Raw genomic sequence first — 24,887 nt, 5'->3', positions numbered from 1 at the left:
GGCTGCCGGCTATAGCTATACGCGCGCAACGCAGTCGAATGGCATCTCGAGCTCGGCACGCTATCAGCAGTTCAACCTCTCGCAGTACTACAGCCTCTCCAAGCGCACTGGCCTGTACGCGCTGGAAGCCTATCAGCGTGCGGGTGGTCAGACGATCGGAACGAACGGCACGAGCATCATCAACGCAACGGCCGATATCGGCGACGGTCAGAACAGCGCGCCGTCCTCGTCACGCAGCCAGTTTGCGGCAGGCGTGGGCATCATCCACCGGTTCTAATTGCCAGGTGACGTGGCGGCGTCTGTCGACGCTGCCACAGCGACGCATTCCAGATATGCGTCGCCCAGAAGTACCTGCTGCGCGCGCAACGCGCGCAGCCTTTTCTGCAGCGCACGGACTTCGGTTCAGTCGTGAAGCGCCCCGTGTCGCGCTACTGCGCACCGATAAACCCAGTGACGGCATTTCAGCTCACCGGGTGCAAATCTGTTGTGACAATCGGACAGAATCAAGACGCCGGATGGCCAATACGAGCAATCACGCGTCCGCGTCGGACCACAAACGCCCACCCGTTGCCCAGTTTTCGCGTTTGACGTCGGTGAGGATAATGTCCACCGAGTTCGGTTCGACGCCGAGCGATTCGCAGGTCGCTTTGGTAATGGCTTCGACGAACTGGCGTTTCTGTTCCACCGAGCGGCCTTCGAAGAGTTCGATATGAAACGTGGGCATTGCGTGACTCCGTGATGAGCGATGTTGAGAAGTGAGTTTAATCGCGGTACGTGCGATCGCTCCGGTCGAGCTTGCGTAGCAACGCGGGCCATTCCAGCGCGCCTTCGATCGCACCGCCGTCGTACAGTTGATCGGCAGTGCGTGCGGCTACGTCATCGCTCGGCACGACGAGCTCGCTGCCGCACGCTTGCGCCTGCAACTGGATTTCGCAGGCCTTGATCAGCGTTGCCATCAGCACATAGGCTTCGGCAACGGTGCGGCCGGCGGTCAGCGTGCCGTGATTGCGCAACAGCATGGCCGGTTTGTTGCCGAGATGCGCGACGAGGCGTTCGCCTTCGGTTGGCGTAAAGGCGAGGCCTTCGTAATCGTGATACGCGAGGTGGCCATAGAAACGCAGCGCATGTTGCGACGCCGGCAGCAAGCCGGCGGGTTGTGCGGAAACGGCCACGCCTGCCGTATTGTGCAAATGCATCACGCAAAAAGCATCGGCACGTGCCGCGTGCACGGCGGCGTGCAGCGCGAAGCCCGTGGCGTTGACCAGATGTTCGCTCGCGCCGACGATGTTGCCTTCGATATCGATCTTCACCAGGTTCGACGCGCACACTTCGTCGAATGCGAGGCCGAACGGGTTGATCAGGAAGTGGCCGAGCTCGCCGGGAACGCTCGCCGAGACGTGCGTGTAGACCAGATCGTCCCAGCCGTTGAGCGCCGCGAGGCGATAGGCGGCCGCCAGGTCGACGCGGGTTTGCTGTTCCGCTTCTGTCCTTGGCCCCGCCTCGGTGACACGGCCAGCGGGCGTGTGGGTGAACGACATGTCTGTCTCCTGAGATTGCTTGAAGGGCTGGGGTTGCGACCTGGGTCCATGGGCCAAACCCGCGGCCATGATCTGCACTCAAACCTGCGGCTTGAACCCTTGGCCCAAATCTTCAACCCAAACCCGCAGTGCTAACCCGGGCGCCTGAACGATGCCGGCGAGGTGACACGCTTTCTGGTTTCGGCACGCGTTGCCGCTTCGGCCACTGCCGTACCGCGCGGAAAACGGCCAGTGAGCCACTGCATGCTCCACGTCGCGAGTACGAACGGTGCGGTCATGGCCGGCAACACATAGTAAGCAGCCGCCATCTGAAGCACGACCGAAAGCACAACACCGCCAAGCGTCATTGCGATGCCGCAATCGGCCAGCGCGATCGCGGTCAGCGCGCCGTTGAATCCTAACAGGCCTGCGTCGAACGAGCTTGCACTCGCGCCGAGCAGCAGGTGCACGACGCTGGCGAGGCCCGCGCCGAGCAGCGCCCACAGCGCATGCCGTCTTGACGCAGCCGCAATGCCGATCCATACGAGCACGCCTGGCAACGCGCCGGACGCAAAGCCGGTTTGCGCGAATCCGGCGAGCAAACCGCTGCTCAATTGCACCGCGCTGAGCGTCGGCTCATTGGCGAGGCTTGCTTGTTGAGCGACGCGAGTCACCAGCGGCAGCCAAAGCCACGTGACGATCAGACAGGGGCTCGAGAAATAGCCCAGACCGCGCGTGCGCAACCAGCGCGACCACGGTTCCAGCAGCCATGCCGTGCCCGTCGCAGCCAGAATGGCTACGGCGGCGGCCGTCGCGTTGTCGGCGATGAAGCTGAACGCAGCGAGACCGGCAAGTGCGCCATTAAAGCCGTGCAGGCCGGCGCGCGTGTCATCCTCGCAATAGCCGGCCAGCACCGCGCTCACGTTCGCCGCGATCGCGCCGATCAGCGCCGCACAGGCGAGGCTCGGATCGTACAGCAGCCACGCGCCTAGCAGGCACGCGCCGGTGAAGGCGTTCGGTTGCAGCACGATCTGGCCGAAACTGCGCAGCAGGGTGCGCAAGGCGGCGGATTGTGCTTCGGTTGCGGCGGCGTGCATGGATTGAGGGCGGCGAATTCGATGCGGTGCGACTTTGCGGCGGGCAGGTGAGGCGCGCAGCGGGTCAGGTTGAAAATAAACCGCGAGCATAGGCTACTGGCGCCGCGCCGGGCATCGCCGCCGTTGATAGTGGCTATTTGCGACACATGCGGGCCATGGAGCCGAAAGCGCAAAAACGATGCGTCGGCGAACCGAAAACTTTCGCGCTACGATAGAAACCCGGCGCGTTTGCCGCGCCGTTCCACAAGGAGACAGGCTGATGCGTGAACTAAGGTGGGCATCGGAAGAGGGCGACGGCTTCGAACATCTGGTGTTTGACGCGCGCGCGGACGGCTTTGCGGTGGAAAGCGTCCTGGTCGGGCAGCGCTACGGCAAGGAATATGGCTTGCACTATAAGGTGCGCTGCGACGCGCAATGGCGCACCACGTATGCGTGGCTGAAGATTGTCGGCGGCGCTGAGCTGGAATTGCACGGCGACGGCGCCGGCCATTGGCACGATGGCCACGGCCTCGTACTGAGCGCGATTGAAGGGTGCATCGATATCGATATCGCCGCCACGCCCTATACGAACACGCTGCCGATTCGCCGTTTGCAACTGGCTGAAGGCGAGCGTCAGCCGATTTCCGTGGCCTATATTTCGACGCCCGATTTACAGGTCACGCGTGCCGAGCAGGCGTATTCGTGCATCGAGCTGAATCGCGTGTATCGCTATGAGGGCATCTTCCGCAATTTCACCGCGGATCTGACGGTGGATGAAGACGGCCTCGTGATCGACTATCCGACGCTGTTCACGCGCCTGCCGCGCGAGCGTTGACCTTGGAGGTGCCGGGGTCGCCGTTATCTGCCGGCTGCTGTGCCCGGTGCTGCTCGACAAAGCGCTCGATCTCTGTCGCGATACGCTCGGGTTCGCGCAAGACGATCCAATGGCCGGCATCGATTTCAGTGCGGCGATACGGGCCGAGCCAGGCTTCGAGTCCAACGGAGAGTTCGGGCCCGACGTAGCGATCGCGCAGCGGCACGATGAATTGCACCGGCGCATGCGCATGGCGCGCGCGCGGATGCAGCAACTTGTCGATGAAATTGGCGCGATAAAGACTCAGGCCGTTGATCGCGTTGCGCATCTGCGCAGGATCGCGTTCAGGGCGTACCCGTTCGGTCAGGCGCAGCCATAACGGCCACGCGCGTGCGCCGCCGGCGCGCCACACCAGTTCAGGCAGCAACGGCAGGTGAAAGAAGAAGATGTACCAGGATTTGAGTGTTTGCCGAAGGCCGCTGCCGAATGGGCGCTTTGCTGCGTGATGCGTATTGGACTGTTCCGCACGATCGGCGCCAGCACCAGCGCCGCGTAAGCCGAAAGACGCATGATCGAGGCACGGCCCTGAGATCGACGTGTACGACGCAATGCGGCCTTTGAAGGCCGGATCAGTGACCGCTTCCCAGCTTTGAATCGAACCCCAGTCGTGGCCGACCAGGTGAAACGGCCGCGCGCCGCACGTTGCATCTGCGACGGCCGCGAGATCGGCGGCCAGCCGTTCGAGCCTGTAAGCCGCGCGCGACTCTGGTGCGCCAGATGCCCCGGCGCCGCGCACGTCATAGCTGATGACACGGTAGCGCGCGTCGAGTTGCGCGCGCACCGGCTCCCACACTGCCGCCGAATCCGGATAACCATGCACCAGCACGATCGGCGGCGCGTCTCGCGGTCCACTCACGTAGACCGCGAGACGCACGTCGCCGGCCTCGACCGACAGCGTGTCGCGTATCACGCGGCCGCCTGCACGCCGCGTCGTGCAGCCTTGCGTGCGCTCGGCGTGGCCGCGTTGGTGGCGTCGACCGCAGCGATGAGCCCGTCGATGCGCGAAAGTTGCGCGCGATTGTCGTGATCCCACGGATGGAAGCCCGGCCGGAAGAAGCTCAGCCATTCACCGGCAATACGCGGAAACACACCGTGACGCGGGCCGTATAGATACTTCACGACGTGCCACATGCCGCGGATATGGCCGCCGCGTTTGCGATCGGCGATTAGCAGACGTACGTGAAAGTCGAACACGATCAGCCAGAAGGTCAGCGTCGTGGCGAGCATCGTGCCGGTGCGCAGCAGATAGCGTCCGAGGCCGGGCTTCAGCACCGTATTCCACACGTCGTACGAAACCGACTTGTGTTCGGTTTCTTCGAGCGCATGCCACGTCCACATCTGCGTATAGCCTTCGACCGAACCGCCGATTCGCGATGCGTCCTCCAGCAGCAGGCCCGCCAGCATCGCCGTGTAATGTTCGAGGCAGACCGTGACCGCGAGTTGATACGAATGCGGCAGGATCTTGCGGCCGAAGTTGAGAATCGCCCACAGGCGCTTGTCGAGCTTATGCGCGGGCAAGCCGGCTTCCTGCAACAGATCGTTGTATTCGATGTGCTCGCGCGTATGCATCGCTTCCTGGCCGATGAAGCCGAGCACCTGCTTCTTTAGCACGGGATCGTCGATCTGGTCGCGGTAGTTGCGCACGCTGTCCATGAAGAAACGCTCGCCGGCCGGGAAGAGCAGCGAAAGCGCATTGAAGAAGTGTGTCACATGCGAGCCCTGTACGTGCCAATCCGAGGCGCGTTCGGGCGGTAAGTTGAAGCGGAGGTCGCGGCGAACCGGCATCATGGCCATTCTCCTTGTTTTCCTTTATGTCCTGTTGATCGTGCGGATCGTGTGGATTGCATTGCGCGTTGCATGCCATCGGGTGGTGGGCGGCGCATCACGCACGCCGGCCGTCCACTTGCGCGGCGCGGCGCGCGCGCTTTTCCGCAATGCGTTTCATGCGTCGCGTTTGCATCACGACCAGCGCCTGATAGGCCGCGGGCAACGTACGCGCCAGCCAGTCGGCGGCGCGCGCATCGCGGCCGATCAGCACGCGCCGCTTGTTCTTGCGCACGCCTTCGAGAATCACGCGTGCGGCTTCGTCGGCGGTGGTGATGAAAAACTTCTCGAAGTCGTCCTTGCCTTGCTGTTCGTTTTCCAGCATGAAGCCGACCATGTTCGACGAGATCCGGCTCGACTGCGCGATGCTCGTGCGAATGCCGCCCGGGTGCACGCAGGTGGCCGACACGCCGCACTTCATCAGATCGAGTTCCTGGCGCAATGCTTCGGTAAAGCCGCGCACGGCGAACTTGGTCGCGTTGTAGCCGCTCATGCCGGGCTGAGAAAACAGGCCGAACACGCTCGACGTATTGACGATGTGTCCCGCACCGGAGGCCTTGATATAAGGCAGAAATGCCTTCGTGCCGTGCACCACGCCCCAGAAATTGATGTTGACGATCCACTCCAGGTCGGCGTACTCCATGCCTTCGATGGTGCTCGACAATGCCACGCCCGCGTTGTTGAACACGAGGTTCACACGCTGATGCTGCGCGGCCGTTTCTGCCGCCCAGTCGAACATTGCTGCGCGGTCCGACACATCGAGCACACGCGTAGTGATACGCAGCGGCGAGCCGACGATATGCGGCGCGGCGGCCTGCGCGAGTTGCGCGGTTTCGGCGAGGCTCGCGGCATTGCGGTCGGCGAGCGCGAGGTGGCAGCCTTCGCGCGCCAGCCGGATCGCGAGCGAACGGCCCATGCCCGAGCCTGCGCCGGTGATCGCGGCCACTCTGTCGGTGAAGTTCTTCATTGGCTTATCTCCTGTCCTCTCTGAACGGTGCCTTGTCGTTATGTTTTTTCAGGTTGCTTCGGCGGATGTCGCGGCTGCATTGCCATGTGCATGCACGGGTTGCTGCTGCGAGCCCGCGTGGCCGACCAGCGGCTGCGCCGCGGGCGAATACGCCAGGTAATCGTCCATGCTGAAGGTGCTGGTGGCCTGGCGGAATTTGTAGGCAAATCCTGGCCACAGCGTGGTGTTCTTGCCGGTTTTCGGATCGAGATACCAGCTCTTGCAGCCACCCGTCGACCAGATCGCGCGACCGAGTTTCTGCTGGATCTGTTCGTTGTAGGCACGCTCGACATGCGGACGCACTTCGATCGCATCGGCGCGTTCCGCGTTCATCGTCTTCAGCGCACGCAGTACGTATTCGACCTGCGACTCGATCATGAACACCATCGAGTTGTGACCGAGACCGGTGTTCGGGCCGACGATCATGAAGAAGTTCGGATAACCAGGCAGTGTCGTACCGAGATACGCATGCGCGCCGTCGCGCCATGTATCGACGATATCCACGCCGCCACGGCCGCGCACCACGCCTGCCGGAAACGGGTCGGCCACCTGAAAGCCGGTGCCGAAGATCAGGCAATCGGCCGGATGGCGTGCACCGTCGGTCGTGATGACCGCATCTTCTTCGACGCGGGCGATGCCGGTGGTCGTGACCGATACGTTCTGGCGTGACAGCGCCGGGAAGTAGTCGTTCGAGATCAGAATGCGCTTGCAGCCCATCGTGTAGTTCGGCGTGAGCGTGGCGCGCAATTGCGGATCGGGTACCTGGCGGCGCAGATGCCGCTCCGCGACTTTCTGCGCGGTCTTCATGAGCGAAGGATGAATCGCGAAGCCGAAGGCGCGCGATTCGAGCATGCAATAGAGCGCCGAACGCATGATCTTCTGCGTGAACGGCAGATGCTTGAATAGCCACTGTTCGACCGGCTTCACCGCGCGGTCGGCCTTGGGCATGATCCACGGCGGCGTGCGCTGGAACAGGTTCAGATGCGAGACGCGCGGCGCGATCTGCGGCACGAACTGGATCGCGCTCGCCCCGGTGCCGATCACCGCGACGCGTTTACCTTCGAGCGGATACGTATGGTCCCAGTGCTGCGAGTGGAACGCTTTGCCCTTGAATGTCTCGATGCCGGGGATGTTCGGTAGGGCCGCGCGCGATAGTCCGCCCATGCCCGAGATCAGCACGCGCGCCGACCATTGCTGACCGTTTGCGAACGTCAGTTGCCAGCGGTGGCGGGTTTCGTCGTAGATCGCGGAGGCCAGTTCATGACCGAAGCGCAGATGGCGCTGAATGCCGAAGCGTTGCGTGCATTCTTCCAGATAGGCGCGAATTTCCGGCTGACGCGCGAACATGCGGGTCCAGCGCGGATTTGGGGCGAAGGAGAACGAATAGACGTGGGATTGCACGTCGCAGGCACAACCCGGGTAGTGGTTGTCGCGCCAGGTGCCGCCGACCGACTCGGCCTTTTCGGCAATGATGAAATCGGTCATGCCGGCTTGCCGCAGGCGGATCGCCATGCCTAGCCCGGCAAAGCCGGAGCCGATGATGGCGATATCGGTATCGACGGGCGCGGATGCGTTGGGCGCCGCGTCGTCGGGGGGCATCATGCGTGCGTTCATCCGATCCGTCTCCTTGTTGTTCGCTCTTAACTGTTACATTGAGTGATGTAACAATAGAGGCTGTCAACGGATGACGCAAGCGGGCTGTTAGACCCTGGGCTCTAAGACCGGCGCTAGAATTTTTCGCAATGTGAAATATGAATGAATGCGTCCGGCGTAAAAAAGCGGACCCGCGGGTTCGCTATTCCTGGCTGCATTGGCTATGCGCAAGACGTGCAGCCCTGCAGCATGCCAGCCCGCTGCCGCCTCACTTCGCGGCCAGCGCCGCCGTCACCTCGCGGTTCTGCCAGACGTTGTCCTTCACCGTGATTTTCTGCGGAATCAGATGTGCGCCGTAAAACGCGTCCGCGACGACCTGCTGCGAGCGCACGATCTCGTCGGTGACGGCGGTGGTGCCGTACGGATAGCGGCGCACCCAGGCTTCGACCAGCTTCTGATCGAGACCGACCTTCGGCGCGATCAGCGCGGCAGTTTCCACCGGGTGGTCATTCACCCATAGGCCGGTGGTGCGCAGTTGTCCAAGAATCGCACCGATCACATCCGGATGCTGCTGCGCGAAGTCGCGCGTCGCCTCGTAGAAATTATTGGGACTGTTGAGCTCGGAATAATCGACCAGCGTGCGTGCCTTCAGCGTTTGTTGTGCGGCCGCGTAGTAAGGGTCCCAGATCGCCCATGCATCGACGGTGCCGCTTTCGAAGGCGGCGCGCGCATCGGCGGGCGCCAGATAGACCGGGCGAACGTCTTCGTAACGCAGGCCGGCTTTTTTCAGCGCTTCGAGCAGCAGATAGTTCGCGCTGGAACCCTTTTGCAGCGCGACGCGCTTGCCCTTCAATTCCGCCACGCTATGCAGCGCGGAATCGCCTCGGACCAGAATCGCTTCGGCGTGACGCCCTGACGGCTCCGCGCCGACATACACGAAGCGCACGCCACCGGCCTGTGCGAACACGGGCGGCGGCGCACCGGTATAGCCGAAGTCGACGCTGTTCGCGTTCAGCGCTTCGAGCAGTTGCGGGCCGGCCGGAAATTCGAACCACTTGATGCTATAGCCGAGCGGCTTGAGCTTTTCGTCGAGCGAGCCTTGCGCCTTGAGGATCGCGAGCAGGCCCGACTTCTGATAGCCGATACGCAGAACGTTGGCCGGTTCGCTGACGTTGCCGTTACTGGTGCTCTGCGCGGCCGCGCTGAAAGTGGTGAGCGCCGCCAGCAACGCAGCGGCGACGTGTAGCGAAATACGGGTATGACGGGACATGCTGCGAATCTCCATTGCGTTCGATTAGTCGAAGATCGTCGCATGGACGTCCCGCCGATCAAACGAAGCAATGCAGATTTGAATATGACGCGCGCGCGAACAGCCGGGGGCATGGTAGCGCCTGTTTGCGCGCGGAAGGGGGCGGCGCTTGCCGCGCACGCGAACAGCACCGCTAGCGCGAGCAAATGAGTAAACGGCCGCGTGTAACGCTATTTTCTGGGTTTGTCTTTCTTTGCCGCGGTGCGCTCGGCCGCCGTGCCTTCGGGCGCGTGACCCAGCTTCTTTTCCATGATCGCGGCGACACGGTCGCCGAGATAATCGCCGGAGGCTTCTTCCAGCGCGCGGTTCATTTCGCTTTCCACCAGCACCATCGCCAGCGGCCGCACACGCCAGATCGCGTCGACGAGAGCAGGTACATCGGCGGGCGGCGGCAGGGCGTCGGCGTCATAGCGATCCAGTTGACGGACCACCAGATCGACCAGCGCCTTGGCGACCGCATTGAAATGCGGTCTTGCGATACCCACGGCGTCGAGCAGGTCGGCGAGCGGGATGCCTTCCTTGGCCATCGTCGCGCCTGCGGCCAGCGCCGTTGGGCTGCCGGACACGAAGGAGAGGCCGTCGCGCTCCAGCAAACCCAGATCGACCGCTTTGCCGAGGGCGCTCGGCGAGGCTTTGTCGCCGAACATTTGCAGCAGTTCGAGCAGCGAGTATTTTTTCGGCCGTTCGCGCGACCAGCGGCTGCCGATCGCGGTTTCGAGGCCGAGGATCGAACGCAGATCGTGGCCTTCGTCCACGGCCATGATCAGATCCTGGATGTTCGCGAGCGTGTAGCCGCGCGTGAGCAGATGGTTGATCAGCTTCAGACGCGAGACATGCGTGTCGTCATACACGCCAACGCGGCCGCGCTTTTCCGGCGGCTCAAGCAGGCCGCGGTCCTGATAGGCGCGCACGTTGCGCACGGTGGTGTCGGTCACGCGCGCGAGTTCGTCGACCGTGTATTCGTTGCGCGGCGTGGCGCTTGCCGGGACGCTCGGGGCGTCGGACGAGGGCGGAATGGGGGGCGGCGTTTTGGGCATGGGAGGATTTTAACGCGCCACGTCGTCCGGCACGGTCGAATCGCCCACGCCCAACGTCCGCTGCATCAGCGTGGTGTCGAGCCACCGGCCGTGCTTGAAGCCGACCGCCTTCAACGTGCCGGTCAATTCGAAGCCCAACTGCGCATGCAGAGAGAGCGAACCGCCGCTGCCGCCGTCGGCGATCACGGCGACCATCTGGCGCCACGGTCCGGTTTCGCAGCGCTCGATCAGCGCCTGCAGTAGCACGCGCCCCAGGCCGCGGCCTCGATAGGCGTCGCTCACATAGATCGAATCTTCGATCGTGTTGCGATAGGCGGCGCGCGGCCGGTACGGCGTCGCGTAACAGTAGCCGGCGACTTCGCCGTCGATCTCGGCCACCATGTACGGCAGCCCATGACTGCGCACTGACGCGAGCCGCGTGCGCAGGTCGTCGACGGAAGGTGGCGTTTCTTCGAACGACGCGACGCCGGTCAGTACATGGTGGGCGTAGATGGTCTGGATCGCGGGCAGATCGGCTTCGGTGGCATCGCGAATCAAGGGCGCGGTGGAGTCGGCTGAATGGGGCGTGGAGGGCGCGGGGCGGGTGGTGCTCATACGTGGTCCTGTCGGCGGTGAGTCTGAGGATACGTTTCACTATGCCCGCCGCGGGCGAGAATTTGAAGCGAATCAAAAATCGCCACGACCGATAGGCAGTATCCGCGTATGCGTAGGTGAGCGGCGTAATCGCGGGATGGCGCGTAGCGCCCGGCCATGCGGCAGCGCCGGGCGCTACGGATTTTCGTCGCGAAGACGCATGCACGTGGCATGCGTTTCACCGATCAGTTATGCGAGTACGTATCCGGCTGCGTCACATGCCCGCGATGATGCCTGTGATGCTTTGCCTTGTGCTTCGGTTTGGCCTTGGCTGGAGCCTGTTCCGCCGGTTGCTGTTGGGGCTGGGCTTGCATCGGTTGCGGCTGTTGGGTCTGGGCGCCGGGCGCGGGTGCCGGATGGGCATTGCCGGACGGCAGCGAGCTCTGACCTTCGCCGAAGCGAAAGGTTTGCGAGGTTTGCGCGTACGCGGTGGCGGTCAGCGTCAGGGCGGCAACCGCCACGCAAATCGAAAACTTCATGAATCCATCCTCCTTCTGAACGAGCCCGTGAGGATACCGCAATGCGGCTTGTGGCCTATTCGGCTTGCGGAAACACGGGTTCTCCAAGCGTGAGCATCAGCCGGTTGGCCCACGCGAAGATCGCGATAGCGTGGGTCAGGTCGAGAATCTCCGCCTGCGTCAGGCCGTTGGCTTCGAGCCGCTTGATGGCGGCGGCGTCAACGTTTTCAGGGTGGCCGGTCAGTTTGATCGCGTACTGGATGATCGCGCGCTCGCGCTCCGTGGTGCCTGCACTCGACGGATCTTCAAAAACCTGTTCGATCGCGTCGGTCCGCTTCGCGAGCTGGCCGAATCGTTGTGCATGCACCGAAGCGCAATACACGCAGCCGTTCACGCGCGACACCACGGTGCTGGCAAGTTCGCGCTCGGCGCGCGGCAGGCCGCCTGGCGCATACATGATCGCGTTGAAGACGCCGGAGCGCTGCCGCAGAATTTCCGCCTGCTGGACCAGCAGCAGATAGTAGTCGGAGGTTTTGGCGTGCGGATGGCTCTCTTCGAGCACGGCAATCTGCTCCAGTGTGGCGCCAGCCAGGCTGACCGTGTCGAGCCACGCGCGCCAGCCGAGCGTATCGAAGGTGAAGCCGTTGAGCCGGTCGACCGGCGATGCGCTGGTGTTCACCTGACTCGTGCTGGCTCCTGCTGCCTCCTGTGCGGCACGCAATGCCTTCAGGCCCGCTACCACGCGCAATTGATAAGTGACGAATGCAATCAACTGCGATAACGCGACGATGCCGCGCGTCGTGATACCGGCCTGCTGCAGCGTTTGCAGATGCTCGGGGCGTGCTTCGACTGGCTTGATCGTCAGCAGCTTGACGTGCGAGAGGATCGCGATCAGGCGAGCGTCGATGGTGGAGTTGAGCGTGCCCGCTTCGATCGCATCGAGCGTGGTCGGCTGTGCGCCAGTGGCGATGAGCTTCGCTACGTACGCATCGGCGAGATCGTTGGCGAGCGAGAGACGTGCGACATACCACGCGGCAAACAAACGCTCCTGCAGCGACAGGTCGGGCAACGCCGGATCGAACAACGCGTCTTCGCTGCGTTGCGTGTGCAACGCGACTTTGTCGCGGGCATGGCGGATCGCGGCGAGCGGGCTGCCGGCTTGCAGACCGGCGAGGGTGTCGATGGTGTCGCTGGTGTCGCTGGTGTCAGCGCCTGAGGGCGCGGAGGGTTGAGTCGGTGACGCGAGGTCGGTCATGTCTGCTCCGGCGGGTTAGTCTGTGTTCTCTGCGGTGTTCTCAGCGGTATTTTCAGCAGCGTTCTCTGCTTGCAGGCGAGCGCGCGAAGTGTCGGACGATGCGTCCGCTTCGGTCCATTCGTCCCCGCGCAGTTCAGCCGTGTCGAAGGCGAGCAGCGCCTGGTAGTGCCGCTCGCGGTCCGCGTCGAACAGGCGGCTTGCGATGCCACGCGCCAGCCGCTGCGCGCCATCGCTGATCGCGGGGATGTCGCCGGAGAGCTTGCCGTGGCTGAGGCTTGCTGCATGATTGAAGCAATGGATCTGCGTCAGCGCGGCACACGTGCCGGGCTCGCGCTCCTGAAACGCGAACGCAGCGCCGAGATCCGGCGACTCGGCCAGTTCGTACGAAGGCAGCGATGGGTCCGCTTGATAGCGGTCCTTCCAGCGGCGCACAAAGCGGGCGAACGGCGCGAATTCGGCGCGCGTGGCGATATCGGAATGAAAGCCGGTCGCGAAGATCAGAAAGTCGACTACGTAGTGGCCTTTCGGCGTCGTTACCGCGAGCGCGCCGTCGCGTTCATCGAGCGTAGTAATTGGGCTGCCGACGTGAAAGCGTGCGCCCTCATGCCGTGAAACCCGCAGCACGCTGTCTCTCGGCGGCGGTGTTTGTTCAGTCTGTGCGTAATGCAGGAATCGCCATTTGGACGCGTCGTCGAGATCGGCGAAACCGTGCACGAGCCCCGGACTGCCGATGCCCGTCAGCTTGTTCACGCGTGGAATATCGTCACGGCGGATAAATAGATCGACGCTGGCCGCGCCTGCTTCGAGCGCGGTTGCCGCATTGTCGAAGGCGGACGCACCCGCGCCGACGACACCGACACGCTTGCCGGTCAATGCCGCGAAATCGATCGCATCCGCGGAGTGCGCCCAGTAGCGGCGTGCAACCGTATTGGCGATCGCCGGTACTGACGGACCGCCCAAACCGTCGCGTCCGGTGGCGAGCACGACATGCCGCGCGAGCACCGTGCGCTCCCCACTCGCATCAGCAAGATCGAGTTCGAGCAGGCCGTCGTCACGCGGACGCAGCGAGGTCAGCGTGATGTCGTTTCGCACCGGCAGATCGAGCACCTCACGATACCAGCGCAAATAGTCCATCCACTGTGTTCGCGGAATCTTGTAGAGCGCATCCCACGCGTCTCTGCCGAATTGCGCTTCGTACCACGCGCGAAACGTGAGGGCCGGCATGCGCAGGGCGGGCCCTGTGAGTTGTTTGGGCGAGCGCAGCGTTTCCATGCGCGCGAACGATACCCATGGGCCTTCGCGTCCTGATGGCGCGCGATCGAACACCTGCAGATTGTCGATGCCGAGCCAGCGCAGCTCCGCCGCCGCGGTGAGACCGGCCATGCCGCCGCCGATCACGGCGACATCGAGCACGCGTTCAGCATCGGCGAAACGCGGCGGGACCCACGAGGGCGCGGGTAATTCCAGCCAGCGCAGATCTTCGCGCAAGCGGGCTTCGAGTGCGGCAAGGCGATTCATGCTGTGTGTTCCGGGTGTTTGGTGCGCGCACGGGAGACGCGGGTTTCGCGCTGCAGCAGTGCATCGTGTTGCTGAGCGGGATGTAGCACCACGCCTTCGAGCAGCTCGCGGGTCGCGTGTTCGATGGATTGCAGCAACGCGTCGACGGCGGCGCGGCGCGGTTTACCCGCTGATGTCACGACGCCGAAGAAGAACGGGATCGCGCAGTCGAGCGGCCGCGCCGTCACGCCTTCGATCGACAGGCCGAGTCCGGTGGCGGGATCCACGATCGCGACACCGGCGCCCGCGCGGGCGGCCATCACCGCGTTTAACGATGCATTGGTTTCGAGAAACACGTCGGCGGAAATGCGCGCGGCCGCGAACGCTGCGTCGATCCGATGCCGCAGTCGAAACCTGTTCGCCACGGTGACGATGCGCCGGTCCGCCAGATCGCGCAGCGCAATGCTAGGCTGCGTGGCGAGCGGGTCGCCGCTTTGCACGAGCGCCACGCAGGGCGCTTCGGCGATCCAGTGGATGTCGAGTCCCGCATGCCCGATCGGCAGCGTCACCAGACCGATATCCGCAGTACGGGTCAGGACTTCATGCACGACGTGTTCCGCCGACAAACTGCGTAACTGGAATTGCGGCGTGTGACCAAGCGGCGGCAGCGAGGCGATGGCCCGCGGCACGATCGACGCTGCCAATGCGGGCGTAGCCGCCACGCGCAGCGGTTCCGCTTCGTCGAGGCCGATGGCGCGCGCCCGTTGCTCGATGGTCTTCAACCCGATCAGCGAACGCTCGACTTCTTCGTAAAGCAGAAACGCGCGATGCGTCGGCGTCACACGCGGACCGTTGCGATTGAACAGCGCATAGCCGAGATCCGCTTCGAGTTCCTGAATCTGACGCGTGACGGCCGGCTGCGAGCGTTCGAGCAAACGTCCCGCACCGGTGATGCTGCCGGCGGACATAACCGCCGAAAATGCTTCGAGTTGATGCAGCTCCATGACTCGCCCTGGCAATTCGGTTCGCGCATTGTAGGGTCGTCTGAATGCGGGATTTATATAATGAATTCCGATATCGACAGCCGAAAAAATGCGATGCGGATTCGCAGGCGAGTGCGCGGCGCCGCAGTTTTTCTTCCATACGGTGCGAGTCGAATGAAGGAAATATCAATTGCGTCAATGGGATACCTTGGCGTGTCTGCGCATGGGCGTGAACACGGGTTCGTTGCGTTGCCATGAGCGAACGAAGGCATCTTCTTCAACGTGATAACCATATTCCCAAAACTTCGTTGGTTCGCCGGAATTCACCGTGGTTACATGGCCCCACTTTGAAGCTGACAGGCGGGGCAAACATGAAACACCTATCCAGATCGTCGCGGACCAGCTGGTCACGCTGGCTGAAAACGCTGCCGGTGCTCGCAGCAGTAGTGAGCATCGCAGCAACCTCGCCGGCCCACGCCGGCGCCGCGACGGGCGAGCCGTATCTCATCGGGGTAAGCGGACCGCTGACCGGACAGGACGCGCAATACGGCACGCAGTGGAAGCGCGGCTTCGATCTCGCGTTGGAGCAGATCAACAGCCAGGGCGGCATCAAGGGCCGCCCGCTTGCCTACGACTTCGAGGACAGCCGCGGTGACCCGCGCCAGGCCGTGTCGATCGCGCAAAAGTTTGTCGGCGATCCGCGCATTCTGCTGGAGCTGGGTGATCTGTCGAGCACGACTTCGATGGCGGCCTCGCCGATTTATCAGCGCGGACAACTCGTGCAATTCGGCTTCACCAACTCGCACCCCGACTTCACCAATGGTGGCGACTACATGTGGAGCACGGCACTGAGTCAAGCTGAAGAGCAGCCGCTGCTCGCGCACTACGCGACGAAAGAACTCGGCTTCAAGCGCATTGCCGTGCTCTATCTGAATACCGACTGGGGCCGCACCAGCAAGGACATTTTCTCGAAGGCTGCCGCGCAGGACGGCGCACAGGTCGTCGCGGCGGAAGGCTATCAGCCGACCGAAAAGGATTTCCGCGCGACGCTGGTGCGTGTGAACGAAGCGAAGCCCGATTCGCTCGTGCTGATCTCGTACTACGCGGATGGCGCGCAGATCGTGCGCCAGGCGCGTTCGTCGGGTTTGACGCAACCGATCGCGGCAGTGGGCTCGGTCTATTCGCCGAAGTTTCTCGAACTGGGCGGCGAGGCTGTGAACGGTGTGTTCACCGAATCGAATTTCTTCCCCGGCGACAAGCGGCCTGAAGTGCAGGACTTCGTGCAGCGTTATCGCGCGAAGTACAACGGCGAGCCCGATACCTTCGCCGCGCGCGCTTACGACGCGATGATCGTCTCGGCGGAAGTCATGCGCCGCTACGGCGTGACCCGTCAGGCTGTGCATGACGGCCTGAAGCAGATCAAGGACGTGCCGAGCCTGATCTTCGGCAAGGTGCAGTTCGATCCGCAGACGCGTCGTGTGGCCGGCGCGCGCAGCGTGTACCTGGTCGTCAAGGACAATCAGTTCACGCAATGGGACGGTGCGAAGCCGCTGCTCGCTTCGAAATGACGCCTGGGCAACACATAAACAACGCTCACGTGTCGGCTTCTGTGCCTGTTACTCACCGGATCTGAATGCTATGGCTTCATGGCTCGATTACACGATCAACGGACTGATCGTCGGCAATATCTATGCATTGCTGGCGGTCGGACTCGCGTTGATTTTCGGCGTGTCGCATCTGATCAACTTTGCGCACGGCTCGGTGTACATGATCGGCAGCTTCATCGGCTGGCTGTGTCTGACGCGGCTCGGTTTGCCGTTACCGTTGGCTCTGCTGGCAGTGGTGGTCGGCTGCGGGCTGCTGGGAATCGCGATCGAACGCATTGGCTTGCGACCGCTGCAGGGTGCTGCGCGCATCGCGCCGCTGCTCGCGACGATCGGTATCAGCTTCGTGCTCGATCAATGCGCGCAGCTACTATTCGGCGCCGATCCGCGGCCGGTGCCTAGTACGTTGCCCGATTGGCACTTTCGCGTCGGCGGCGCAACGATCGGCTCGCTTGATCTGCTGATCGCCGGTATTGGCGTGACGGCGGCTGTCGTGCTTTATGTATTCCTGCGTTTTACGCGTCTCGGTTGGGCCGTACGCGCCACTGCGCAGGACCGGGATGCGGCGCAGCAGATGGGCGTCAATGTCAACGGCGTCAATCAGGCGGTGTTTGCGATTGCGTGTGCGCTCGGCGGCGTGAGCGGCTTGCTGGTCGGCATGTACTACAACAGCATCGATCCGGCGATGGGTTTCCAGGCCACGCTCAAGGGCGTGGTGGCATTGCTGATCGGCGGTCTGGGCAATGTGCCGGGTGCGATTGTCGGCAGCCTGCTGCTGGGTCTCGTCGAGAGTTACGGCGTGGCGATCTTCGGCACCAGCTACCGCGATCTGTTTGCATTCGTTTTGCTGCTGCTGTTTCTGGTGTGGCGTCCCAATGGACTCTTTAGCGGCAGCCGCCGTTTGCCGCCGGAACCGATGACGGGCACGTTTCTGTCCGCCGGCAAAGCGGTGAAAGTGCCACGCGGCGTGGTGATTGCGTTGGCACTGGCTGCGGTTGCGCTGCCGTTCGTTGCCAGTTCGTCCTATCTCCTGCAAACACTCACCAATGCCTGGCTGTACGGAATGTTGGCGTTGAGCCTGACGCTGGTGGCGGGCACGGTTGGACAGATTTCGCTCGGCCATGCTGCGTTGCTGGTGATCGGCGCATACGCGTCGGCGTTGCTGTCGACGAATCTCGGCTGGTCGCCGGTCGTGACGATCTTCTGCGCCGGTCTGATTACCGCCGCGCTCGGTACGCTGCTGGTTTATCCGGCGTTCCGTTTGCGCGGTCACTACGTTTCGATTGCGACGCTCGGCATCGGCGAAGTAGTGAGTCTCGTGATCCTCAACTGGGACAGTCTGACGCGCGGTCCGCTCGGCATTGCGGGCATTGCGCCGTTGTCGGTGTTTGGCTGGACGCCGGATAGCGCGCGTGCGATCTACTGGTTCGCGCTGGGCGTGCTGATCGTGCTGGCGCTCCTGCAGACGCGGCTGTTGGGCTCGCATCTGGGCCGCACGCTGCGTGCGATTCGCGAGGACGAGGTCGCCGCGCGCTCGCACGGGATTCGCCCGAACCGTTACAAGGCGATCGCGTTTGCGTTCGGCGGACTGGCAGCCGGCATCAGCGGCGGGATTGCGGCGCATTTATACAGCTACATCAACAACCAGACTTTCGACTCACAGGTATCCATCCTCGCCCTGACGATGGTGATTCTCGGTGGCCTCGGCAACGTGCTGGGCGGCATCGTCGGTGCGGTCGCGCTGATCGGCTTGCCGGAGATCTTCCGCTGGGCCGCCGACTACCGGATGCTGATCTACGGCCTGGTGTTGCTGCTGCTGGTGCGGTTCAGGCCGCAGGGTTTGCTTGGAACGGTATGACGGAGCGCACATGACACAGATTCTTCTCGACGTGCGTGGCGTGACACGGCGCTTCGGCGGACTGACCGCGGTAAACGGCGTCGATCTTTCGATTGCGGAAGGCGAACTGGTGAGCGTGATCGGGCCGAACGGCGCGGGCAAGTCGACGCTGTTCAATCTGATCACCGGACTCGATACGCCGGACGCCGGCAGCGTGCAATTCGACGGCCGCGACATTACCGGCGTGCGGCCGGAAAAGCTCGCCGCGCTCGGACTTGCGCGCACGTTTCAACATGGCCGCGTGTTCGGCAATCTGAGCGTGCTCGACAACGTGTTGATCGGCGCGCATGCGCGTTTGCGCGCTACCCGCACGGGCTGGCCGATTGTCGGCGCCATCGCCGAAGTTGCGCGCGCACTGATCGGACCCGCTTCGATCCGCCGTGAAGACGCGGCATTGCGCGACGAAGTGCGCGAGATCATCGCGGGGTTTGGCGAACGCCTCGCGCCGCGTATCGATCATCCGGCGCACAGCCTGTCGTATGCGAACCGGCGGCGCGTCGAGATTGCCCGCGCGCTTGCCTTGCATCCGCGCATTCTGCTGCTCGATGAGCCGACAGCCGGCATGAACGAATCCGAAACCGCCGAGATGCTGGTGCTGATCCAGCAACTGAAAGCGCGTGGGCTGACCATTCTGCTGATCGAACACAAGCTCGACATGGTGATGCGCTTATCGGATCGCGTGATCGTGCTCGACAACGGCGGGAAAATCGCTGAAGGGCTGCCGCGCGATGTGCGCAACGATCCGCGAGTGATCGAGGCGTATCTGGGTCATCGCAATGTCGGCGGCGCGGCGGCTGTGCGCGTCGCGGCCTGAACTTCTGGAACATCGACGATGAGCGACGCTCTACTGAAACTCGAACACATCGAGACGTTTTACGGTCCCGTGCAGGTGCATTTCGACGTCAATTTTCAAGTGCGGCGCGGGCAGATCGTGAGTTTGCTCGGCGGCAACGCGAGCGGCAAATCGACCACCATGAAGCTGATTCTCGGCCTGCACAAGCCGCGCTCCGGCAGCATCACGTTCGAAGATGAGGCGATCACGGGACTCAGTACACCGCAGATCGTGCGGCGTGGTGTTGGGTCCGTACCCGAGGCGCGGCGGCTATTCGGCGACATGACGGTGCGTGAGAATCTGCTGATGGGCGCATATACACGGCGCGACCGTGTTGCGATCGACGAAGATTATGAGCGCGTGCTGGGCCTGTTCCCTCGCGTGAAAGAGCGTCTGACGCAAAAGGCGGGCACGCTCTCGGGTGGCGAACAGCAGATGCTGGCCATGGCGCGCGCGTTGATGAGCCGGCCGAAACTGATCTGCATGGACGAACCCACCATGGGTTTGTCGCCGCTCTACGTCGACAAAGTGCTGGAACTGATCGACACGATTAATAAGCAAGGCGTGACGTTCTTCATGGTCGAGCAGAACGCCAGCCTCGCGCTGGAAATCGCGCATTATGGCTACGTGTTGCAGACCGGCCGCGTCGTGCTCGAAGGCACGGCGGAGTCCCTGCTCGGCGATGAGCGGATCCGTGATGCGTATCTCGGTGGGGAAGCTGCTGCTACGACCGCGTCCTGATGCGATTGCGCAGCGCGGAGGCCGCCGGTAAGCCGATCGTCAATCGCGTGGCTTACCGCCAAAGCGGCTTCAAAGATCGAACTGGTCGAATTCGCTCTGCAGTTCGCGGTTGCGTGCCACGCGCTCGTCGATGCCCGGTCCGAGCCGTTCGACAATCGCCGAAATCAGCAGATTGAACAGGCACGTGAGCGGCGCCAGCGAGTCCCAGAACTGACCGACATCGGTCTTCACCTGCAAAAGATCACCGTCGAATTCGCGCGCCCACGGACAGTAAATATCGGTGACGAGCGCGAACGGCAGCCCACGGCGGGTGGCCGCTTCGCAATAACGGCGGGCGATCATCGAATAGGCGCGGGTATCGGTGACGATCAGATACGGCGACTTGAACTCGGAGTTCAGCGAATCGACATAGGAGCCCGACATGCCGTCCGAATAGAACACGCGCGGGCGGATGTACTCGAGGTAGCTGTAGAACGCGTTGCTGATGCCGCGCGTGGACTGAATACCGAGGATATACACGGCATCAGCGTTCGAAATGCGTTCGACAACGCGGGCAAACACCGGCGATTGCGCAAGCTGGTAGACATGCTGGATCGCGCCGATTTCGAGTTCGAGCGAGTGGGCGAGGGCGGGGTTGGGGGCGGTAGCGGGGTTGGCAACATCGGGCCCGCTTGCGGCCGGTGCGGCTTCGTCGTGCTGGCCGGAGGCGCGGCGAAATGCATCGAGCCGGTCGGTGATCAGCCACGGGCGCTCCTGCGCGCCGCGCAGTTCGCGCTTCAGGTCATCCAGGTTCTGGTAGCCGATGCTGCGCAAGAACCGGCCCACCGAGATGCCGCTGGTGCCGGCTTGCTGGGCGATCTGGTCGGCGTTTTCGAGGCCGAGCCGGTCGAGATTCGCCAGCATGTAACTGGCGACGCGCTTGGAGGTGGGCGTGAGTTCGGCAAAGCGGGCTTCGACGGTCTGTGCAAATGCGGTCGGCATCGTAGTCGCGGCGCGAGTGGTGGATCGATTGTCGAGATGATGACATATTCATCCGACAGTCGACCCCGAGCGGTCCCAAAATCAGGGAACGCACGCACGCACGTACGCACGCTCACGCGGGCGAGACACCCTTCAGACAGCCGGCCGCACCGGCGCGCTTCGCGAGAAGCGCCGCGCGCCCGCCACACAGGCGACCACCACGACGGTCACCAGGATCATTGCGGGCGGCACCTGTTCGTGCAGCAGCAAACCGGCGAGCAGCAGGCCGAAGAACGGCTGCAGCAACTGCAGTTGCCCGACTCCCGCGATGCCGCCGAGCGCCAGTCCGCGATACCAGAACACGAAGCCGATCAGCATGCTGAAAAGCGACACGTACGCGAGCCCCCACAGCGCTGCATGGCTCACCCCTTCAAATGATGCCGGCCGTGCCCACCAGGCGAGCGGCAGCATCACCGGCAGCGACAGCACCAGCGCCCACGAAATGACCTGCCAGCCGCCGAGATGGCGCGACAGCCTCGCGCCTTCGGCATAACCCAGGCCGCAGACGACGATCGCCGCGAGCATCAGCGCATCGCCGAGTGGCGACGCGTCGAGGCCGTGGCGCAAGGCGAACGCGACCACCGCGCCGCTACCGAGCGCCGAGAACAGCCAGAACGCCGGCTGCGGGCGCTCGCCGCCGCGCAGCACGCCGAAGATCGCGGTGGACAGCGGCAGGAGCCCAACGAACACCACGGCGTGCGCGGCGCTCACGTGGCGCAGCGCGAGGGCGGTCAGGAGCGGAAAGCCGACCACCACGCCGAGCGCGACGATCACCAGTGGGACGAGGTCGCGCTTCGCGGGCCGAGCCTCGCGAAACACGAGCAGAAGCAACAGACCCAAGGTGCCCGCGATGGTCGCGCGGGCCGTCGTCAGAAACACCGGATCGAAGCCTTGTACGGCGATGCGGGTGGCGGGCAGCGAGCCGCTGAAAATCAACACGCCCACCATGCCGCTCACCCAGCCGTTCGTTGTCTTGTCCATCGAAAGAGTCCATGCGCATTAAAAATGGAACCTGCAGCATCCGCTTTCGGGCTGCAAAGGGTAAGCTACGGATCAGTACAATTCGTACAAACTGTACCGAACATGGAGCAGTACAGATGGCGGAAAGCGATACCAACCGGGCGCCCCTGGGCGCACCAGCCGGCACGCGGGTCGGCGCGGTGATGGACAGTTTGCGCGAGCGCATCGCCAGCCGTTCGTTGATGCCAGGCGCGCGCGTGCCGTCGATCCGCGTGATGACGGAGACGCTCGGCGTGTCGAAGTCGACCGTGGTGGAAGCGTACGACCGGCTGGTCGCGGAAGGGGTGATCGTGGCGCGGCGCGGTTCCGGCTTTTTCGTGTCCGGCCATGCGCCGCCGCTTGCGCTCGCCGATCTCGGGCCGCGGCTGGATCGCGAGGTCGATCCGCTGTGGCTCACGCGGCAGTCGCTGGAGGCCGGTGCGAAGGTGTTCAAGCCGGGCTGCGGCTGGATGCCGTCTTCGTGGCTGCCGGAAGACGGCGTGCGCCGCGCGTTGCGTGCCGTGGCGCGCGATCCGCAGTCGCCGCTCGCCGACTATGCGAGCCCGCTCGGTCTGCCCGCGCTGCGCCAGCAACTCGCCTGGCGGCTCGCGCAGCATGGCGTAGACGCACCGCCCGAGCAGATCGTGCTGACCGACGGCGGCACGCACGCGCTCGATCTCGTCTGCCGCTTTCTGCTCGAACCCGGCGACACGGTCCTGATCGACGATCCGTGCTACTTCAACTTCCAGGCGCTGCTGCGCGCGCATCGTGTGCGCATCGTCGGTGTGCCTTATACGCCGTCCGGTCCGGATCTGGCGGCATTCGAGCGGGCGCTGATCGAGCACCGCCCGCGGCTCTACGTGACCAATTCTGCGATCCACAATCCGACCGGCGCCACGCTTGCGCCGGCCATTGCACATCGGCTGCTGAAACTGGCGGGTGAGCACAATCTGCTGATCGTCGAAGACGATATCTTCGCCGACTTCGAGGACGAGCCCGCGCCGCGTCTTGCCGCGTTCGACGGTCTCGCGCGGGTGGTTTCGATCGGCAGCTTTTCGAAGACCTTGTCCGCAGCCGTGCGCTGCGGCTACATCGCGGCGCGCAGCGAATGGATCGAGCCGCTGGTCGATCTGAAGCTCGCCACCACATTCGGCAACGGTCAGCTCGCGGCGAGCGTTGTGCATCGCTTGCTGGTGGACGGCACCTACCGGCGGCATCTGGAATCGATGCGCGCGAAGCTGGCGGACGCCATGGGCGAGACGATCAGGCGGCTGGGCTATGCCGGCCTTGAAGTATGGACGCGGCCACGCGGCGGGATCTTCGTGTGGGCGCGCTTGCCGGATGCGCTCGACGCCGCCGATATCGCGCGTCACGCATTAGCGGAGAGTGTGGTGTTCGCGCCGGGCAATGTGTTCAGCGCGTCGCAATCGGCGGCCGGTTTCCTGCGCTTTAACGTGTCGCAATGCAACCGGCCGAAGGTGTACGAGGCGCTGCAACGGGCGATGGACGTGTCGGCTGCATCGAAGGCGCACGCCTGAGCGCGCGCCCCGCCGCGCAACCTTACTTGCACAGCAACAGCAGACGTTCCTGATCCGTACAGGAGGCGCGCGGTTTCTGCGCGGCTTGCGCAGCCGTCGCGCTGATCGCCGCGCTCTTGTTCGCGAGACACGCGCGCAAATGTTTTTCCACCGGCCCGTAGTATTTCCATCCGCGCACGAGAGGCGGCAATTCGAGTTTCACCTGTTTCCACTTCGGATGCCCATGCTCCTGCAGATTGTCGAAGTTGGCGCAGAGCGAGTCCGCAAAGTGATTCAGATTGCCGACGGTATCGCGCAGACCGTAGTCGTAAGTGACGAGAAAGGCCTTGACCGTTAGCGTGGGGACATCTTCCTTCAGCCAGTTCGGATAGCTGGTCGCGCGTAGTGTCGTGGGAAAATACGTCTGCTTTGCACGGGTGGTTTCCGGTGCGTTGGGATCGACTCTCAGCGGGCGGATCTGTTGCAGCAGTTCGGGATTCATGTCGTTGAACAGTTTCGCCGGCTGCCCGACCACGATAATCGCAACGTCCACCTTCTTGACGATCAATGCGGCGAGCGCGTCTTCGTTGCTCAGGTGCTGGACGTTCTGCTCGGGAATCGCCTGTCCGAACATCAGGTGATAGAGCGTCGTGGCAGTTTGAGCGGTGCCGCTGCCGAGCAGACCCACGCTGATGCTCTTGTCCTTGATGTCGGCGAAAGTTTTCATCGGCGAGTCCGCGCGCACCACGACGTTAATTTCCTCGTCGTAGAGCGGCATGATGAGCCGTAGCGGCCGGATTGCCGTGCCCGCGTCGGCATTGCCCGCGTTGGCCATGTCGATGTAGGCCTGGTACACGTCGGACTGCACTAGCGCGAGCTTCACGCCCGGCTCGAAGCGCATGCGCTGCACGTTTTCGGCTGAACCCTTCGAGGCCATCACTTCCAGGTCGATGCCCGCCGGCTGCGCTACCCACTTCGACAGATCCTGGCCGATCTGAATGTACGTGCCGCGCTCCGGACCGGTGACGATCTTGTAGTGCGCAGCCTCAGCGCCTGCAAACGAAGACACGATCATCAGCACCAGCCCCAGCCATCCCGCCAGAAGTTTCGTCAGCATGGTTTATCTACCTATCGGTCAGGGTTGAACTGCCTCTCGCGTATCTCGCGTTGGCGCGAGCGAAGCACCGGTGAGCCGGCTTGCCTTCTCATGTTCAA

At 63.4% G+C, this 24,887-nt stretch carries 23 protein-coding genes and 1 pseudogene; 7 read left to right on the top strand and 17 right to left on the bottom strand.

The window, feature by feature from the left end:
• Positions 1–277, top strand: a pseudogene (locus tag R8871_RS18725) (porin); the annotation flags it as partial.
• Positions 278–532: 255 nt separating this feature from the next.
• On the opposite strand, the gene R8871_RS38475 reads toward R8871_RS18725, so the two are convergent.
• The 3 genes from R8871_RS38475 to R8871_RS18710 form a co-directional block, all read right to left on the bottom strand.
• Positions 533–766 (bottom strand): 4-oxalocrotonate tautomerase, encoded by a 234-nt coding sequence (locus R8871_RS38475; RefSeq protein ID WP_281370240.1) that lies wholly within the window; start codon positions 764–766, stop codon positions 533–535.
• Positions 762–1,538, bottom strand: a complete 777-nt coding sequence (locus R8871_RS18715) for a class II aldolase/adducin family protein (protein ID WP_175051770.1) — start codon at positions 1,536–1,538, stop codon at positions 762–764. The genes R8871_RS38475 and R8871_RS18715 overlap by 5 nt, the downstream gene beginning before the upstream one ends.
• Before the next feature lie 131 nt (positions 1,539–1,669).
• On the bottom strand, positions 1,670–2,614 hold the full coding sequence (locus tag R8871_RS18710) for an urea transporter (protein ID WP_175051769.1): 945 nt from the start codon (positions 2,612–2,614) through the stop codon (positions 1,670–1,672).
• Between the two features lie 259 nt (positions 2,615–2,873).
• Between R8871_RS18710 and R8871_RS18705 the strand changes: the two genes are divergently transcribed.
• Positions 2,874–3,428 (top strand): putative glycolipid-binding domain-containing protein, encoded by a 555-nt coding sequence (locus tag R8871_RS18705; RefSeq protein ID WP_175051768.1) that lies wholly within the window; start codon positions 2,874–2,876, stop codon positions 3,426–3,428.
• On the opposite strand, the gene R8871_RS18700 is transcribed toward R8871_RS18705, so the two are convergent.
• From R8871_RS18700 to R8871_RS18650, 11 genes are all read right to left on the bottom strand, one after another.
• Positions 3,403–4,377 (bottom strand): alpha/beta fold hydrolase, encoded by a 975-nt coding sequence (locus R8871_RS18700; protein ID WP_175051767.1) that lies wholly within the window; start codon positions 4,375–4,377, stop codon positions 3,403–3,405. The genes R8871_RS18705 and R8871_RS18700 overlap by 26 nt on opposite strands.
• Positions 4,374–5,255 carry a metal-dependent hydrolase gene (locus tag R8871_RS18695; RefSeq protein ID WP_175051766.1) on the bottom strand — a complete coding sequence of 294 codons (882 nt, stop codon included), beginning with the start codon at positions 5,253–5,255 and terminating at the stop codon, positions 4,374–4,376. Before R8871_RS18695 ends, R8871_RS18700 begins: the two co-directional genes overlap by 4 nt.
• A gap of 94 nt (positions 5,256–5,349) precedes the next feature.
• Positions 5,350–6,258: an SDR family NAD(P)-dependent oxidoreductase gene (locus R8871_RS18690; protein WP_175051765.1), complete on the bottom strand. Its 909-nt coding sequence runs from the start codon at positions 6,256–6,258 to the stop codon at positions 5,350–5,352.
• Positions 6,259–6,306: 48 nt separating this feature from the next.
• On the bottom strand, positions 6,307–7,911 hold the full coding sequence (locus R8871_RS18685; protein WP_175051764.1) for a flavin-containing monooxygenase: 1,605 nt from the start codon (positions 7,909–7,911) through the stop codon (positions 6,307–6,309).
• Between the two features lie 247 nt (positions 7,912–8,158).
• Entirely contained in the window at positions 8,159–9,160 is a 1,002-nt protein-coding gene (locus R8871_RS18680) for a sulfonate ABC transporter substrate-binding protein (RefSeq protein WP_175051763.1), read from the bottom strand.
• Between the two features lie 209 nt (positions 9,161–9,369).
• Positions 9,370–10,236, bottom strand: a complete 867-nt coding sequence (locus tag R8871_RS18675) for a MerR family transcriptional regulator (protein ID WP_175051762.1) — start codon at positions 10,234–10,236, stop codon at positions 9,370–9,372.
• Positions 10,237–10,245: 9 nt separating this feature from the next.
• A complete protein-coding gene (locus tag R8871_RS18670; protein WP_175051761.1) occupies positions 10,246–10,830 on the bottom strand; it encodes a GNAT family N-acetyltransferase in 585 nt (194 codons plus the stop codon).
• 224 nt (positions 10,831–11,054) lie between these two features.
• Positions 11,055–11,348 (bottom strand): hypothetical protein, encoded by a 294-nt coding sequence (locus R8871_RS18665; RefSeq protein WP_175051760.1) that lies wholly within the window; start codon positions 11,346–11,348, stop codon positions 11,055–11,057.
• A gap of 55 nt (positions 11,349–11,403) precedes the next feature.
• Positions 11,404–12,582: a CMD domain protein gene (locus tag R8871_RS18660; RefSeq protein WP_175051759.1), complete on the bottom strand. Its 1,179-nt coding sequence runs from the start codon at positions 12,580–12,582 to the stop codon at positions 11,404–11,406.
• A 15-nt stretch (positions 12,583–12,597) separates the two neighbouring features.
• The gene (locus R8871_RS18655) at positions 12,598–14,100 is read right to left on the bottom strand and encodes an NAD(P)-binding domain-containing protein (protein ID WP_175051758.1); all 1,503 of its coding nucleotides are present in this window, start codon (positions 14,098–14,100) and stop codon (positions 12,598–12,600) included.
• Positions 14,097–15,083, bottom strand: coding sequence for a LysR family transcriptional regulator (locus R8871_RS18650; protein WP_175051757.1), 987 nt, complete (start codon positions 15,081–15,083; stop codon positions 14,097–14,099). Before R8871_RS18650 ends, R8871_RS18655 begins: the two co-directional genes overlap by 4 nt.
• A gap of 350 nt (positions 15,084–15,433) precedes the next feature.
• Between R8871_RS18650 and R8871_RS18645 the strand changes: the two genes are divergently transcribed.
• The 4 genes from R8871_RS18645 (at position 15,434) to R8871_RS18630 (ending at position 20,136) form a co-directional block, all read left to right on the top strand.
• On the top strand, positions 15,434–16,630 hold the full coding sequence (locus R8871_RS18645) for an ABC transporter substrate-binding protein (RefSeq protein ID WP_175051756.1): 1,197 nt from the start codon (positions 15,434–15,436) through the stop codon (positions 16,628–16,630).
• Positions 16,631–16,700: 70 nt separating this feature from the next.
• Positions 16,701–18,524, top strand: coding sequence for an ABC transporter permease (locus R8871_RS18640; RefSeq protein WP_175051755.1), 1,824 nt, complete (start codon positions 16,701–16,703; stop codon positions 18,522–18,524).
• Positions 18,525–18,534: 10 nt separating this feature from the next.
• Positions 18,535–19,377 carry an ABC transporter ATP-binding protein gene (locus R8871_RS18635; RefSeq protein ID WP_175051754.1) on the top strand — a complete coding sequence of 281 codons (843 nt, stop codon included), beginning with the start codon at positions 18,535–18,537 and terminating at the stop codon, positions 19,375–19,377.
• A gap of 18 nt (positions 19,378–19,395) precedes the next feature.
• On the top strand, positions 19,396–20,136 hold the full coding sequence (locus R8871_RS18630; RefSeq protein WP_175051753.1) for an ABC transporter ATP-binding protein: 741 nt from the start codon (positions 19,396–19,398) through the stop codon (positions 20,134–20,136).
• A 69-nt stretch (positions 20,137–20,205) separates the two neighbouring features.
• Here R8871_RS18630 and sapR read toward each other — a convergent pair whose 3' ends face one another.
• On the bottom strand, positions 20,206–21,117 hold the full coding sequence (sapR, locus tag R8871_RS18625) for a sap1 transcriptional regulator SapR (RefSeq protein WP_175051752.1): 912 nt from the start codon (positions 21,115–21,117) through the stop codon (positions 20,206–20,208).
• 132 nt (positions 21,118–21,249) lie between these two features.
• On the bottom strand, positions 21,250–22,137 hold the full coding sequence (locus R8871_RS18620) for a DMT family transporter (protein ID WP_175051751.1): 888 nt from the start codon (positions 22,135–22,137) through the stop codon (positions 21,250–21,252).
• 116 nt (positions 22,138–22,253) lie between these two features.
• Here R8871_RS18620 and R8871_RS18615 point away from each other — a divergent pair, with 116 nt between their 5' ends.
• Positions 22,254–23,693 (top strand): aminotransferase-like domain-containing protein, encoded by a 1,440-nt coding sequence (locus tag R8871_RS18615; RefSeq protein ID WP_175051750.1) that lies wholly within the window; start codon positions 22,254–22,256, stop codon positions 23,691–23,693.
• Positions 23,694–23,715: 22 nt separating this feature from the next.
• Here the strand turns inward: R8871_RS18615 and R8871_RS18610 are convergent, their stop codons facing one another.
• Positions 23,716–24,789 carry a TAXI family TRAP transporter solute-binding subunit gene (locus R8871_RS18610; RefSeq protein ID WP_175051749.1) on the bottom strand — a complete coding sequence of 358 codons (1,074 nt, stop codon included), beginning with the start codon at positions 24,787–24,789 and terminating at the stop codon, positions 23,716–23,718.
• Positions 24,790–24,887: the final 98 nt, after the last annotated feature.

The organism is Paraburkholderia sediminicola (assembly GCF_902859805.1).
Lineage (GTDB): Bacteria > Pseudomonadota > Gammaproteobacteria > Burkholderiales > Burkholderiaceae > Paraburkholderia > Paraburkholderia sediminicola.
This window is presented reverse-complemented; position numbering and strand designations above follow the sequence as displayed.